Genomic DNA, 14,828 nt, shown 5'->3' on the forward strand with positions numbered 1-14,828 from the left:
CTTATGATGTACCAAGATGTTGTTATTGTAATTCCTGCCTTTGAACCAGATCATCGCATGCTTGAATTGTTAGGAGATATTCGAGCACGAGAAAATAAGCCTTTTGAGATTATCCTTGTTGATGATGGTAGTGGTCCTGATTATAAAACTTTATTTGATAAAGCTCAGAAAAACTATGCTTGTCATTTATTAACTCATTCGGAGAATAAGGGGAAAGGGCGAGCGTTGAAGACAGCGATTTCTTATATCCTTGAAAAACTTCCACAAGCTAAAGGAATTGTAACGATTGATTCTGATGGTCAGCACACTTATGAAGACACATTAAAATGTTTGGATGAATTTTTGCGTCATCCTGATAGCTTAGTTCTTGGTGTGAGAAAATTTGAAAATTCTGTTCCACTTCGCAGCCGTTTTGGTAATGTATTGACTCGTGATGTTTTGGATGCTTTTACTGGAATGAAAGTTTCTGATACTCAAACAGGTCTTCGTGTTTTGCCAGCAAGTTGGCTCAAAGAACTGCTTGATGTTGAAGGTGAACGCTACGAATTTGAAATGAATATGCTCTTGAAAGCAAAAGAAGATGCTATTCCAATTCGTGAAGTTGGTATTGCGACGATTTATCTCGATGAAAATCAATCATCACACTTTGATGTGGTGCGCGATTCACTTCGCATTTATAAAGTCTTCTTCAAGTATATTTTTTCATCACTATTCTCATTCTTAGTTGATATCGTTGCTTTTACTATTCTGATTTCATTGTTTAATGGACTTAGTTTTAGTGCAGTTACTCTTGCATCCGTTTTAGCACGCGCGATTTCATCAGTGGTGAATTATTTCTTGAACCATAAAGTTGTCTTCAAAAAAGGAAAAGCAAGTTCTGCTGTCAAGTACTTTACTTTGGTTGTAGTGCAAATCATGGTATCAAGTCTTTTGGTAACTGTCGTTGGAAATGCCTTGACAGCTGTTCCAATCTCAATTGTAAAAATTGTAGTGGATGGTGTGCTTTTCTTCGTTAGCTACTTTGTTCAAAAACACTTGGTGTTTAATGGAGGTGAAAATGAAGAAAGTTAAAAATTTATTATACGTTGCAGCCTTCATTACGACAGTCTTCTATCTAAGTTGGCGCTTAGTGGCTACGATTCCTTGGCATGATTCTTGGTTTGCTTTGATTTTTGGTCTGCTGTTGTGGCTAAGTGAACTAGTTTCTGCGGTTACTGGCTACATTCTCATTTTGAATAAACAAAAGAATTTTCAACTTGAAAAGCCTGAGATTTCTTATGACCGTTATCCTGATGTGGATGTTTTGATTGCGACTCACAATGAAGATCCAGATTTACTTTATAAAACCATCAATGCCTGCACTTTTATGGAATATCCTGATAAGTCAAAGGTTCGTATCTATGTCTGTGATGATACCAATCGTCCAGAAGTAGCAAAGATTGCAGATGAGCTTGGAGTGGGGTATTTTGGCTTGTCTGATAACAAGGATGCAAAATCAGGTAACTACAATAATGCTCTTAGCAAAACATCAGCTCCACTTGTAGCGACATTTGATGCAGATATGATTCCTTATCGTGAATTCTTGATGGAAGCTGTGCCGTATTTTATTGAGCAGGTCGAAGCTTATGAAAAGGGTGAAGAGTATACTAAGCCAAAAATTGGTTTGATTCAAACACCGCAAAGTTTTTACAATGCTGATATTTTTCAATACAATCTATTTTCAGAAGGAACACTTCCTAATGAGCAAGATTTCTTTTCAAAAGAAATTAATGTTTTTAATAATGCACGTGGTGCAGCGGTTTACACTGGTTCAAATACCGTGATATTCCGTAAGGCAATTGAAGATGCAGGAGGATTCCCAACAGGAACAATTACTGAAGATTTCGAGTTAGGTGTTCGAATGAATGCGGCTGGCTATGTGAATTACTCAACTAAAAATCCTATGGCAAGTGGCTTGACGCCGACAGATTTGAAAAGTGTTATTAAACAGCGTGTTCGTTGGGGACGTGGTGTTATCAAAAGTAGCTATAACATGAACGTCTTCTTCAATCCGAAATTGACCAAAGGGCAACGTCTTGTGTACACTAATGGTTACCTTTATTGGTGGTCATTCTTTAGACGATTGTTGTATATTTTGGCACCGATTTTGTACACTGTTTTTCATGTGCGTGTGGTTGTCTCAAATATTTGGTTACTTTTCTTCTTCTGGTTACCAAGTTACGCTTTGACACGGATTTCAATGCGAGAGGTTTCAAAAGAATATCGTACACAGGTATGGGGTGAAATTGTTGAAACCATTTTTGCACCCTACTTAGTTATTCCCTTGATGATGGAATCATTTGGGATTAGCGAAAAGAAATTTAAAGTTACTCGTAAAGGAAATGATTCTTCATGGACTTTATATCTCTATGCCATTCCTTATGCCATTCTTTGGGGATTAGCCATGTATGGATTGATAACTTTTAACTACGGAAAATTTGGTTCTGAACTTTTCTATGGTAGTATCATTAGTTTTTGGTTAATGTATCACATTATCAATTTGACGTTTGCTATTTTCTGTGCAGTTGGTCGTCCGATTTATCGCAATAGTGAACGGTTTGTTGTGGATGAACCAATGGTCATTGATGTGGACGGAGAATCTTATAATGTCAGAGTTTGTGATATTTCAGAAACAGGTATTTCATTTACGTCAACTTTGCCATTGTACTTACCAAAGACTAAAGAGTTGACTCTTCACTTGCAGTCACGAAATTATAGCGCTCTTGCAAAAGGGCACGTCGTTCGTGTTATGGTAAATGATGAGGTTAATGGATGGCGTTATGGTGTTCAGTTCACAGATGTTGCGAAAGATGATATTCGTCAATTCTACCAATACATTTATGACCGTATTAATCATAATTTGCCAACGACGAAAGATTCTTGGATGACAACTTGGGATGATTTACTTGAAAACTTTAATCAACGATTCCAAAGTAATGAACGCCAAGAATCACCTTATGACAAGATTGCCTTGCCAAAGGTTAGATTGAATGAAAAAGTAGACTATGGTGGACAAGCTCGTGAACTCAGAAAGACAAATTATTATTACATGACTTTCTCTGGACGTTTAGAAAATCCACGTAGAAAACCAATTGTTGATTTTATCTATCATGACATCTTCTTTAAATTGGCTTTTGTGTCATATGACCCTGATAGGGACGAATCAATTTATCAAGTTATTAATCTCCCATCGGTGGAAAATTTGCCTACTTTTAAGGCGTTAGCAAATGAATGGAGGGAAAAGGTATGATTACTATTCTTAGATTACTTTTGTTCTTTGCTATTACTATGGGATACGATGCATTTTTCCGAAATGCCTTGAAAATGAATCGTCGCTTGACTTGGGTATTTACTTTTTCAGCGATTACTCTAGTTTTACATATTGGTAGCTTGCTTGGTTTGATGCTACCGACGGTTTATGCTATATCTGTTGGTGGTTGTCTGTTTAGTATTTATTATTTATGGGCAGTTTGGAAGAAACGAGTCAAATTTCGAAAGTTAGACTATATTGCGATTGGAATGATGTTTTATCTTTTGTTGTTTGGCTTGACGCTTTGGAAATCTCCGATTCTGCATTATGATAACTTTACACACTGGGCAACGATTGTAAAATTTTTCCACATTAATAACGCACTTCCGACACAGTATGATACGATTATCAGCTATTATACTTATCCTGTTGGTAGTTCGTTGTTCATCTATTTCTTTACAACGATTGTTGGTTTCTCAGAAGGTAGTATGCTGGTCGGGCAATTCTTCCTAATTGCATCAGCTCTTTATGCCATGTTTGGCGCTCTTCGTGATGACCGTCGTGTATTGATGGTTGCCATGATTTTCGCATCTTTTGCAGTTTTCAATACTTTCAATGTTGCCATTCGTTTGAATAATCTTTTGGTTGATTTCTTGTTACCAGCTCTGGCTCTAGCGGCGATAGCAGGATGCTTTGCTTATCGCAATCGTTTCTGGATGCTTTCAATTCACATGGCAGTTGTGCTTGGTTTGCTAAGCATTGTTAAGGTCAGTGGTTTGTTCTTCGTGTTGCTTGCCTTGATTTCATATATTGTATGCATGATGCGCTTGCTTATCCAAAAAAGAGCACGATTCCAAGCGCTTGGCCTGATGATTGTGACTTTACTTGCTAGTTTTTTACCATTTCTTATTTGGCAAAAACACGTTTCAAATAATTTCCCAGATGTAGCTAATGCGAGACATGCTGTTTCAATGGCTGATTTAGGAAAAATCTTATCTGGTCATGTTTCAGGCGTTCCAGAAAAAATCATCAATTTATTTGTGAAATCAATTTTTGATGTTAGTAGTTTAGCGACACAAGGATTTATTCTCATTAATGTGATAATGCTGGTTGCTTTTGTTGTTATTGGCATTCGCTTGAAACATAAGAAGGGAATTTTTGGGACTTGGTTTTTCATCGATGTGTCGTTTGTGACTTATTATATCAGCATTCTATTGATGTATTTGACAGCCATGCCGACAGAAGAAGCTTTGCAATTAGCTGGATTTGAACGCTATGCGTCAAGTATGGTTATCTTCACTTTTGGCTATATGGTTATGGCTCTCACTTGGGAGATGGATAAGTGTCTGTATGAACAAACGTTTAGTCGTCGAAATGCAAAGTCTTATAAGAGTTTGTTTAATAAGCGATTGTACCAATATGCGACTTTGCTTTTGTCGATTTATACAGTTGGTATGCTTTTATCAGAAAATAACAGTATTGTCTTTAATAATAATCAAGAAACTAATAAAGTTTCCAAGGAACTTCATCAACTTGTTGGAAATAAGATGGATGATTCTAAAGAAAGAATCTTGGTTGTTACGACAGACAAAGGAAGTGTTGATAGTTTCTTTATCCAATATGCTAGTCGTTATTATCTTTGGGATGTTAACGTTGATGCCAGAGAAAACTTTGTTTCAGCTGACAAAGAGTTCTTGGAATTGATGAAATCCTATAATGGCAGTGCGACAAGCTATTATCTTTGGAATGAAAATATTGATACCAGAGATGATTTTACATTTTCAGATAAAGATTTTATCGCGCTTTTGAAGGCTTATGATAAGGTATTGATTCTAGAAGACCACTATACATTCAATGCTTTAACGAAAAAACTGTTTGGTAGAACTTATCCGCCAGGACTTTATAAGACTTCAGATATTCTAAATGGAAAAGGTTGAGGTTTATTGATGGATAAGCTTTTAACTTGTCAAAGCTGTAGAAATATGGTATGATGATATAAAATAAGTAGAAGGAGGCGGAGTTTGTTACTTCGCCTCTTGTGTGTGCTTAACACTAGTTGAGTTAAAGCAATTTCTACGAGTAGCATTGAGGTGGCTTGAAAAGTCAGCCGATGTGATTGAACTTTCTATTTTATTTTAATAGATAAAGGAGGGGATTCTTATCGCAAACGCAAATACAATCATTGAATTGGTTACAGAAGCTGTTGCACCTGCTATTAAAGAACCGTTTGAATTGGTTGATGTTGAGTACGGTAAAATGGGCAGTGATTATGTTCTTAGTATCTTAATCGACAAACCAGGTGGTATTACAGTAAATGATACAGCTGATTTAACTGAAATTATTAGTCCTCTACTTGATGCTATCAAACCAGATCCGTTCCCAGAACAATACATGCTAGAAGTTTCTAGCCCTGGTTTAGAGCGTCCATTGAAGACTAAAGAAGCTCTTGAAAAAGCTGTAGGATCTTATGTCAATGTGAGTCTTTACAAAGCTATCGACAAAGTTAAGGTATTCCAAGGAGACCTTGTTGCTTTTGATGGTGAAACATTGACAATTGATTATTTGGACAAAACACGCAAGAAAACTGTTGAAATTCCATATTCGACTGTTGCAAAAGCGCGTTTGGCAGTGAAATTGTAGTCGACTGTTATAAACTACAATCTGATTTTATTTAGATATAAACGAAAGGATAATGCTCTGCTTATTGCGGAGCAACGAAAAAAATGAGCAAAGAAATGCTAGAAGCCTTCCGTATTTTGGAAGAAGAAAAACACATTAACAAAGACGATATCATCGACGCTGTAAAAGAATCATTGAAATCAGCTTACAAACGTCGTTATGGTCAATCTGAATCATGTGTTATTGAATTCGACGACAAAAAAGGTGACTTTAAAGTCTACACTGTTCGTGAAGTTGTTGAAGAAGTTTTTGATAGCCGTCTAGAAATCAGTTTGTCAGATGCATTGAAAATCAGCTCAGCTTACGAACTAGGTGACAAAATTCGCTTTGAAGAATCTGTTGCTGAATTTGGTCGTGTTGCTGCTCAATCAGCTAAACAAACTATCATGGAAAAAATGCGTCGTCAAATCCGTGAAGTAACTTACAACGAGTACAAACAACACGAAGGCGAAATCATGACTGGTACAGTTGAACGCTTTGACCAACGTTTCATCTATGTTAACCTTGGTTCTCTTGAAGCACAATTGTCACACCAAGATCAAATTCCTGGTGAAACATGGAAATCACACGATCGTATCGAAGTTTACGTATACAAAGTTGAAAACAATCCAAAAGGTGTTAACGTCTTTGTAAGTCGTAGCCATCCACAATTCATCAAACGTATCATGGAACAAGAAATTCCTGAAGTATTTGACGGAACTGTTGAAATCATGAGCGTTTCTCGTGAAGCTGGAGACCGTACAAAAGTTGCTGTACGTAGCCACAATCCAAACGTTGATGCTATCGGTACAATCGTTGGTCGCGGTGGAAGCAACATCAAAAAAGTTATCAGCAAATTCCATCCAAAACGTTATGATGCAAAAGCTGGTGTTGAAGTTCCTGTTGAAGAAAACATTGATGTTATTCAATGGGTTGAAGATCCAGCAGAATTCATCTATAACGCTATTGCACCAGCTGAAGTAGATATGGTTCTTTTCGATGAAGAAGACAGCAAACGTGCTACAGTTGTTGTTCCTGACAACAAATTGTCACTTGCTATCGGTCGTCGTGGTCAAAACGTTCGTTTGGCTGCACATTTGACTGGCTACCGTATTGACATCAAATCAGCTTCAGAATACGAAGCTCTAGAAGCTGAACGTGCAGAGCAAGCAGCTGCTCCAGCTGAAGAAGTTGCTGAGGCTGTTGAAACAGAAGTTGTAGCAAACGACGCAGAATAAGAAAGATAGAGGTGTTTCATGGCTAAAACACGTAAAATACCTTTAAGAAAATCAGTTGTTTCAGGTGAAGTTATTGATAAACGTGATTTACTTCGCATTGTTAAGAATAAAGAAGGAGAGATTTTTATCGATCCAACTGGTAAGCAAAACGGTCGTGGCGCTTACATCAAACTTGATAACGCAGAAGCTCAACAAGCCAAAGAAAAACGCGTCTTTAATCGTAGCTTTTCAATGGAAGTGCCTGAATCATTTTATGATGAATTGATTGCTTACGTAGATCACAAAGTCAAAAGAAGAGAGTTAGGTCTTGAATAACCGCGAAAGATTGTCAAATTTAATTGGGCTAGCACAGCGTGCTGGAAAAGTGATTTCTGGAGAAGAACTGGTCATTAAGGCTATCCAATCTAGAAAAGCTAAACTTGTCTTTCTGGCAAATGATGCTGGTGATAATTTGACAAAGAAAACAACTGATAAAAGTCATTATTACAAAGTAGAAGTCTCCACAGTGTTTAACACACTGGAATTAAGTGCTGCGCTTGGTAAACCACGTAAAGTAGTTGCCATAGCAGACGCTGGATTTTCAAAGAAAATGAGGACTCTTATGAACTAACAGAATAGGAGGACATCAATTGTCAAAGAAAAGATTATATGAAATCGCTAAAGAATTGGGCAAATCAAGCAAAGAAATTGTTGACTATGCTCAAGAATTAGGACTTGATGTGAAGAGCCATTCTTCTAGCGTTGACGAATCTGATGCCAAACGAATTGCGGCAAAATTCTCAGGCAATGCAAAACCTGCTGCGGCGAAAGTTAAAGTAGAAAAGGCAGCTGAGAAAGCAGTTGTGGAAGCTCCTAAAGCAGCTCCTGCAAAACCTCAGAGTCGTAATTTTAAGGCAGAACGTGAAGCGCGTGCTAAAGCCGAAGCTGAAAAACGAGCTAAAGGTGGCGATAAAAAGCGCAACAACAATCAAGGACGCGACAATCGTTCTAATCGTGACAGACAAGAGAATGCCCAAAACAATCGCAAACAACGCGATCGCAATTCTCAAAATCATAATCGAAGAGATCAACAGCGTGATAATCACCAAAGAGATCAGCGAAATGATCGCAATCAATCAGCTAAACCACGTATCGATTTCAAGGCACGTGCAGCTGCATTGAAAGCAGAACAAAATGCTGAGTATTCTCGTCAAAGCGAAAATCGTATCCACGAAAAAGAAGCTGCTAAGCGTAAAGCAAAAGCAACTAAAGAACAAGAGCACAAAGCTCGTGTGGATGCTAAAGCTAAGGCTGAAGAACACAAAGTAAAAACAGCAAAATCTGCAACTTCTGCTCCTAAACATGTCGTAGCAGAACAAGCAGCACCTGCTGTGGATAAACGTCGTAAGAAACAAGCTCGTCCTGAAAAATCACGTGATTATGAACGTGATAATGAAGATGGACCACGCAAGAATAGAAAAAACTGGAATAATCAAAACCAAGTGAGAAATCAAAGAAATAGTAACTGGAATAATAACAAGAAAAACAAAAAAGGTAAACATAATAACAATCGTAACAACGCTCCAAAACCTGTAACAGAGCGTAAGTTCCACGAATTACCTAAAGAATTTGAATACACTGAAGGCATGACTGTTGCTGAAATCGCAAAACGTATCAAACGCGAACCAGCAGAAATCGTCAAAAAACTCTTCATGATGGGTGTTATGGCAACTCAAAACCAATCCCTCGACAGCGATACAATCGAATTGTTGATGGTTGATTATGGTATTGAAGCTCATAAAAAAGTTGAAGTTGATGAAGCTGATATCGAACGCTTCTTCGTAGATGATGATTACCTCAACCCTGATAAATTGGTTGAACGTGCTCCTGTCGTAACAATCATGGGTCACGTTGACCACGGTAAAACTACCCTTCTTGATACCCTTCGTAATTCACGTGTCGCAACAGGCGAAGCTGGTGGTATCACTCAACATATCGGTGCTTACCAAATCGTTGAAAATGGTAAGAAAATTACCTTCCTTGATACACCAGGTCACGCGGCTTTCACATCAATGCGTGCACGTGGTGCCTCAATCACAGATATCACTATCTTGATTGTTGCCGCTGATGACGGTGTTATGCCTCAAACAATTGAAGCCATTAACCACTCTAAAGCTGCTGGTGTCCCAATCATCGTTGCTATCAACAAGATTGATAAACCAGGTGCTAACCCAGAACGCGTTATCGGTGAATTGGCAGAACACGGAATCATCTCAACTTCATGGGGTGGTGATTGTGAATTTGTTGAAATTTCAGCTAAATTCGGCAAAAACATTGATGAATTGCTAGAAACAGTTCTTCTTGTTGCTGAAATGGAAGAATTGAAAGCTGACCCAACAGTTCGTGCAATCGGTACTGTTATCGAAGCTCGTCTTGATAAAGGTAAAGGACCTGTTGCTACACTTCTTGTACAACAAGGTACACTTCATGTTCAAGACCCAATCGTTGTTGGTAACACATTTGGTCGTGTTCGTGCCATGGTTAATGACCGTGGACGTCGTGTTAAAGTGGCTGAACCATCAACTCCAGTATCAATTACTGGTTTGAATGATGTCCCAATGGCTGGTGACCACTTCGCAGTTTATGAAGATGAAAAAGCTGCGCGTGCTGCTGGTGAAGAACGTGCAAAACGTGCTCTTATGAAACAACGTCAAGTTACTCACCGTGTCAGCCTTGAAAACCTATTTGATACTCTTAAAGCAGGTGAAGTTAAAACTGTTAACGTCATCATCAAAGCAGACGTACAAGGTTCTGTTGAAGCCCTTGCTGCATCACTTCTTAAGATTGATGTTGAAGGTGTGAAAGTGTCAGTTGTTCACTCAGCTGTAGGTGCTATCAACGAATCAGACGTTACTCTTGCTGAAGCATCAAATGCCTTCATCATCGGATTTAACGTTCGCCCTACACCACAAGCGCGCGAACAAGCAGAAGCTGATGAAGTAGATATTCGTCTTCACTCAATCATCTACAAAGTTATCGAAGAAGTTGAAGATGCCATGAAAGGTATGCTTGATCCTGAATACAAAGAAAAAATCATTGGTGAAGCAATCATCCGTGAAACATTTAAAGTATCTAAAGTTGGTACAATCGGTGGATTCATGGTTTCAAATGGTAAAATTACTCGTGATGCTAGCGCACGTGTCATCCGTGACGGTGTCGTTATCTTCGACGGTAAACTTGCTAGCCTTAAACACTTCAAAGATGACGTTAAAGAAATCGGTAACGGTCAAGAAGGTGGTTTGATGATTGAAAACTACAACGACATTAAAGTTGATGACGTTATTGAAGCTTACGTAATGGAAGAAATTAAACGTTAATTCCCATTGAGACTAAAGTCTTAAACGTTACAATTTATAAATGAATAAGAAGCTAGGCGTGCTTAGCCTAGCTTTTTTCAAAAAAGATTAGAAAGGAAAAATTATGGCTAATCATCGTGTCGACCGTGTTGGTATGGAAATCAAACGTGAAGTAAACGAAATTTTGCACAAAAAAGTTCGTGACCCACGTGTTCAAGATGTCACAATTACTGATGTTCAAATGCTTGGAGACCTTTCAATGGCTAAAGTGTACTACACAATTCATTCTGAACTTGCTTCAGATAACCAAAAAGCACAAATTGGTCTTGAAAAAGCTAAAGGAACTATCAAACGCGAACTTGGTCGCAACTTAACAATGTACAAAATTCCAGATTTGACATTCATCAAAGATGAATCAATCGAATACGGAAATAAAATTGACCAAATGCTTCGTGATTTGGAAGCTAAAAAATAAAACAAATGAAAGCTCGCCACAGGCGGGCTTTTTTTGTGCCTTTAAATGGCTGTTAAATTTTCGGTGACAATTTACAACATATTGATGTACAGAATAATACAAGGAATGAAAATGAGAATACTATTTTTTTATACTAGATAATATACATGAAGAATTGAGGTCAAAAATGGTTAGCTTATTAAAAGTAAAAAATGTTTATAAATCATTTGATAATCAGGAGATACTATCAGATGTTAATTTTGATATTAAGTCAGGGGATATAGTTGGTTTAATAGGCAAAAATGGTAGTGGAAAAACGACACTGATGAAAATGATTTTAGGTTTTACACCTATAACAAAGGGAGAAATTATTTTCAATGAACAAAAAGAGTACACTAAAAATGGGAGCTTGAATAAGATTGGTTTCTTATTGGATTGCAAATTATTTGAAGATTTTTCAGCCTATGACAATTTAAAACTTTTTTCGATGTATTTAAACTGTGGTATTGAGAATGTTGAACAGCGTATTGTAGAGTTGCTGAAATTTGTTGGTTTAGATAATAATACTAAAACTGTTAAAACATATTCATTTGGGATGAAACAACGCTTAGGCTTGGCACTTGCCTTGTTAGACGAGCCAGAATTTCTCATACTTGATGAACCTTTTGTAGGATTAGATCCTGTAGGAGTAAGGGTATTGATGAATTATATTGTGAAGGTTCGACGTGAAAAGGGAGTGACAGTTCTTATATCTTCACATCAGCTTCACGAAATAGAGGAAATATGTGATTATTTTTTAATTGTTCAGAATAAGCATGTAAGGTTACTTAATGGCGGTGACGAAAGTAAAATAATTATTGAATTAGAAAGTCAAAATGAACAATTAAAAGTTAAGTTAAGTGACTTAACTGATATAGACGGTGATAAAATAATTCTTCCCTATAACATGGCGTTATTAAACGTCGTATTAAAAAATATTTATTTACTAAATGGAGAGATTAAAAAAATCGAAATGATTGATACAATTAAGGAATTATTTAAGGAGTAAAAAATGAAAAGACTAGTTAAAGTAGAATTAACAAAATTGATTAAACGTAAAGTTTTCATAATACTTTTAGTGTTATCCTCTTGGTCATTGATTTATGGATTGGGTATATTCTTTCATTGGAATTTTATTTCGATAGGTGCGAGATTAGATTTAATAACATTTGTTACAACTATGTGGATTTTTCTACTAATGTTAGCAATTCCACTTCTTTTAATACTTTACAATTCTTCCTTTATTTTAGGTGGGGAAATCCAAGGTGGTCAAATCTTATTAGAAATTAATAGAGTTTTTAAAAGAAAATCTCTGATTGTTGCAAAATATATAACTGCAAACCTGTCAATATTGTTTTTATATTTGGTCAATGTTATGGTGTCATCAATTGTCTATATTGTATTTATCGCTAAAAGTAGATATGGTTTTGATAATTATTTAGAATTTACAAAAGGAAATATAGAGTCTGTGGTAGTTAGTATTATCAATTTACTTTTTATTATCTTTTTGATTAGTGTTGCATTTTATTTATCATTACACTATTCTGCAATTGTATCAGCTTTTATTAGTTTTGGGGTTTATATTATTTGCCAATTATTTTGTTATATTAATGCTATTGCATTTTTTGTTCCAGGCTATTTTTTCATTGTATCAGATTATAAATTTTCTATTGGCTTAGTTATTTTTCAATCTTTAAGTAATATAGTATTAAGTTATTTATTTTTGGTATTAACAATAAAAGAATTTGAAAGCAAAGGTTTCTAAGTGCTATAATTGAGAACATAAAAGGTGATGAAAATGTATAAAATTGCAATTTGTGACAATGAAGTATCTCAAGTAAACAGTTTGGAATCACGACTTTCAGAGTATTTTAATGATGCTGATATTCAGTGTGAAATTGATAGTTATGGTAAAGGTGAAAGGTTAATAAAATCAGTCTTAAATCAGTCTACTGAGTATCAGATTGTTTTTTTAGACATTGAGATGCAAGAACTTAATGGAATCGAAACAGCTCGGATTCTGAGAAAGGTGGATAAGGATTTTATACTCATCTATGTGACCAGTTATGAGCAATATACATTAGAAAGTTTTGAAGTCTCTCCGTTCAGATATCTTATTAAACCTGTTGCAGATAAAAAATTACAGGAGGTTTTAAAATCTGCGCTTGTTGAGTTAGCGACAAGAAAGAATTATTTGTTTTATAATGTTGGTTCAAGACATTTTCAAATAAGAACTGATGAAATTTTGATGCTGTACTCTGAATTTGGTAGGAAAATACACGTTGAATTAAATAACAAAGAAGATATTTCTTTTTACGGTAAGATTTCTCTTATTGAAGAACAGCTACCAGATTCTAATTTTGTAAAGGTAAACAGCGGCACAATTGTGAATATGCATTATATCGCTACTTTTAGCCAAAATGTAATTACCTTAATAAATGGTAAAAATGTTAGTGTCAGCCGTAGTCGAAGAAAAACAGTAAGATTTTTATACAATCAATTTATCGAAAGGAATTTTGGTATATGAGTTCGATGATGACTTTAGTTGAGCTTCTTTCCTTGTTTATTTTTCAATCTTTTGTTATTTGTTTATATTTAAAACAGTTTTTTGTTTTAAGTATTTCTTATCCTAAATTTTATTTTGTGATTTTCTTTATATACTTAGTAGGGAGAATGAGTATTACGCTCAATCAAGTGAACGTCATTAGTTTTAAATACCTATCACTTTTTTTAACACTTTTTATTATTGTTCATTTTTTAACGGGATCTCTGTTTAAAAAATTATTTCATTATTTCTTTTTGCTGTTCTTTTTAGTCATTCAAGAGAAGATATTAGCTTTGATATTTCGATATACTATATCAAATCAGTTGCTCTTTTTCTTTATATTTCATCTTTTGATATCGCTGATATTTTTGTGTGTAATTTTAGGACTTAGGCAATTTAAAATCAATAATCTTACTGGCCTAAACAAGGTTGAATACATTATTTTGACAATAACTCCGATTATTTCAATCCTATTATCACTAGAAAATTTTAAACTTTCCTTTATTCAAGGACTTCTATTCTATGGTAGTTTATTCATTATTAATATAATAATTCTTGTACTGTACAATTATTTAAGTGAAAAAAGTCAGGAGATTAGTGAAAGTCAATTAAGTCTAAAAACAAGTAATTATGCTGCTGAACTACTTGAACAAGAAGAGAAAGTTGCTACTTTGAGACATGATTTAAAAAATATTATTTCTTCACTAGCATTTTATGCTGATAAACAAGATTATCAAAATATAAAGAAAATAACGAGAGATATTCTTAATCAGGATTTTTTAAAACGTAAAATTACAGGTTGCTTACCAATTGATGCAGTTTTGAATCAAAAAATAGATGAGATGAAACGTAAAAATATTATTTATGATTTAGACTTGCAGGTTCCATACAATTTAGATTTAACTTCGTTTGCAGTTGATATTTGTGCTATTTTGGGTAACATTTTAGACAATGCAATGGAAGAAGTTTGTCGAAATCATTTGGATGAGCCAATCAAAATTATTTTACGCTTTAAAAATGAAAAATTAGTTATTAAAGTCACTAATCCAGTGGAGAATACTAATTTAAAAATTAACTATGACTACATGCCTTCCTCTAAAAAAGCTGGTAGGTATGGTGTTGGTATAAAAAGTATAAATCAGAGAGTTAGTAAGTTAAATGGATTTTTCAATATACAACTTAATCGTGAGCGGAAACTTTTTCAGACTATGGTTGTAATTCCTATTAGAAATATAAAGTAAAGAATGTCTGCCACAGGCGGGCTTTTTTT

Annotated in this window: 13 protein-coding genes; all 13 read left to right on the forward strand. The window is 35.4% G+C overall.

What is annotated here, in order from left to right; genetic code table 11:
* The first annotated feature begins 3 nt into the window (after positions 1–3).
* The 13 genes from ACNTMY_RS02010 (at position 4) to ACNTMY_RS02070 (ending at position 14,799) form a co-directional block, all read left to right on the forward strand.
* Positions 4–1,071: a glycosyltransferase gene (locus ACNTMY_RS02010; RefSeq protein WP_423216455.1), complete on the forward strand. Its 1,068-nt coding sequence runs from the start codon at positions 4–6 to the stop codon at positions 1,069–1,071.
* Entirely contained in the window at positions 1,058–3,289 is a 2,232-nt protein-coding gene (locus ACNTMY_RS02015; RefSeq protein ID WP_423216456.1) for a glycosyltransferase family 2 protein, read from the forward strand. Before ACNTMY_RS02010 ends, ACNTMY_RS02015 begins: the two co-directional genes overlap by 14 nt.
* Positions 3,286–5,226, forward strand: a complete 1,941-nt coding sequence (locus tag ACNTMY_RS02020) for a hypothetical protein (RefSeq protein ID WP_423216457.1) — start codon at positions 3,286–3,288, stop codon at positions 5,224–5,226. The genes ACNTMY_RS02015 and ACNTMY_RS02020 overlap by 4 nt, the downstream gene beginning before the upstream one ends.
* Before the next feature lie 205 nt (positions 5,227–5,431).
* Positions 5,432–5,929, forward strand: a complete 498-nt coding sequence (rimP, locus tag ACNTMY_RS02025; protein ID WP_024344612.1) for a ribosome maturation factor RimP — start codon at positions 5,432–5,434, stop codon at positions 5,927–5,929.
* An 83-nt stretch (positions 5,930–6,012) separates the two neighbouring features.
* Positions 6,013–7,185 carry a transcription termination factor NusA gene (gene nusA, locus ACNTMY_RS02030; protein WP_423216458.1) on the forward strand — a complete coding sequence of 391 codons (1,173 nt, stop codon included), beginning with the start codon at positions 6,013–6,015 and terminating at the stop codon, positions 7,183–7,185.
* Positions 7,186–7,203: 18 nt separating this feature from the next.
* A complete protein-coding gene (gene rnpM, locus ACNTMY_RS02035; protein ID WP_423216459.1) occupies positions 7,204–7,500 on the forward strand; it encodes an RNase P modulator RnpM in 297 nt (98 codons plus the stop codon).
* Positions 7,493–7,795, forward strand: a complete 303-nt coding sequence (locus ACNTMY_RS02040; RefSeq protein WP_423216460.1) for a YlxQ-related RNA-binding protein — start codon at positions 7,493–7,495, stop codon at positions 7,793–7,795. The genes rnpM and ACNTMY_RS02040 overlap by 8 nt, the downstream gene beginning before the upstream one ends.
* A 19-nt stretch (positions 7,796–7,814) precedes the next feature.
* Positions 7,815–10,541: a translation initiation factor IF-2 gene (gene infB, locus ACNTMY_RS02045; protein ID WP_423216461.1), complete on the forward strand. Its 2,727-nt coding sequence runs from the start codon at positions 7,815–7,817 to the stop codon at positions 10,539–10,541.
* A 103-nt stretch (positions 10,542–10,644) separates the two neighbouring features.
* The gene (gene rbfA / locus ACNTMY_RS02050) at positions 10,645–10,995 is read left to right on the forward strand and encodes a 30S ribosome-binding factor RbfA (protein WP_003067449.1); all 351 of its coding nucleotides are present in this window, start codon (positions 10,645–10,647) and stop codon (positions 10,993–10,995) included.
* 166 nt (positions 10,996–11,161) lie between these two features.
* Positions 11,162–12,022 (forward strand): ABC transporter ATP-binding protein, encoded by an 861-nt coding sequence (locus tag ACNTMY_RS02055; RefSeq protein ID WP_423216462.1) that lies wholly within the window; start codon positions 11,162–11,164, stop codon positions 12,020–12,022.
* 3 nt (positions 12,023–12,025) lie between these two features.
* Complete coding sequence (locus ACNTMY_RS02060) at positions 12,026–12,778, forward strand: hypothetical protein (protein WP_423216463.1); 753 nt, start codon at positions 12,026–12,028, stop codon at positions 12,776–12,778.
* 33 nt (positions 12,779–12,811) lie between these two features.
* Complete coding sequence (locus ACNTMY_RS02065; protein WP_423216464.1) at positions 12,812–13,540, forward strand: LytR/AlgR family response regulator transcription factor; 729 nt, start codon at positions 12,812–12,814, stop codon at positions 13,538–13,540.
* A gap of 5 nt (positions 13,541–13,545) precedes the next feature.
* Complete coding sequence (locus ACNTMY_RS02070; protein ID WP_423216465.1) at positions 13,546–14,799, forward strand: GHKL domain-containing protein; 1,254 nt, start codon at positions 13,546–13,548, stop codon at positions 14,797–14,799.
* Positions 14,800–14,828 lie beyond the last annotated feature (29 nt).

This window comes from Streptococcus equinus (genome assembly GCF_049393735.1).
Lineage (GTDB): Bacteria > Bacillota > Bacilli > Lactobacillales > Streptococcaceae > Streptococcus > Streptococcus equinus_G.

Excerpts from the sequence above, each read along its gene's own strand:
- ACNTMY_RS02010 (WP_423216455.1), top strand. The coding sequence starts at position 4 with ATGATGTACCAAGATGTTGTTATTGTAATTCCTGCCTTTGAACCAGAT.
- ACNTMY_RS02015 (WP_423216456.1), top strand. The coding sequence starts at position 1,058 with ATGAAGAAAGTTAAAAATTTATTATACGTTGCAGCCTTCATTACGACA.
- ACNTMY_RS02020 (WP_423216457.1), top strand. The coding sequence starts at position 3,286 with ATGATTACTATTCTTAGATTACTTTTGTTCTTTGCTATTACTATGGGA.
- nusA (WP_423216458.1), top strand. The coding sequence starts at position 6,013 with ATGAGCAAAGAAATGCTAGAAGCCTTCCGTATTTTGGAAGAAGAAAAA.
- rnpM (WP_423216459.1), top strand. The coding sequence starts at position 7,204 with ATGGCTAAAACACGTAAAATACCTTTAAGAAAATCAGTTGTTTCAGGT.
- rbfA (WP_003067449.1), top strand. The coding sequence starts at position 10,645 with ATGGCTAATCATCGTGTCGACCGTGTTGGTATGGAAATCAAACGTGAA.
- ACNTMY_RS02055 (WP_423216462.1), top strand. The coding sequence starts at position 11,162 with ATGGTTAGCTTATTAAAAGTAAAAAATGTTTATAAATCATTTGATAAT.
- ACNTMY_RS02060 (WP_423216463.1), top strand. The coding sequence starts at position 12,026 with ATGAAAAGACTAGTTAAAGTAGAATTAACAAAATTGATTAAACGTAAA.
- ACNTMY_RS02065 (WP_423216464.1), top strand. The coding sequence starts at position 12,812 with ATGTATAAAATTGCAATTTGTGACAATGAAGTATCTCAAGTAAACAGT.
- ACNTMY_RS02070 (WP_423216465.1), top strand. The coding sequence starts at position 13,546 with ATGATGACTTTAGTTGAGCTTCTTTCCTTGTTTATTTTTCAATCTTTT.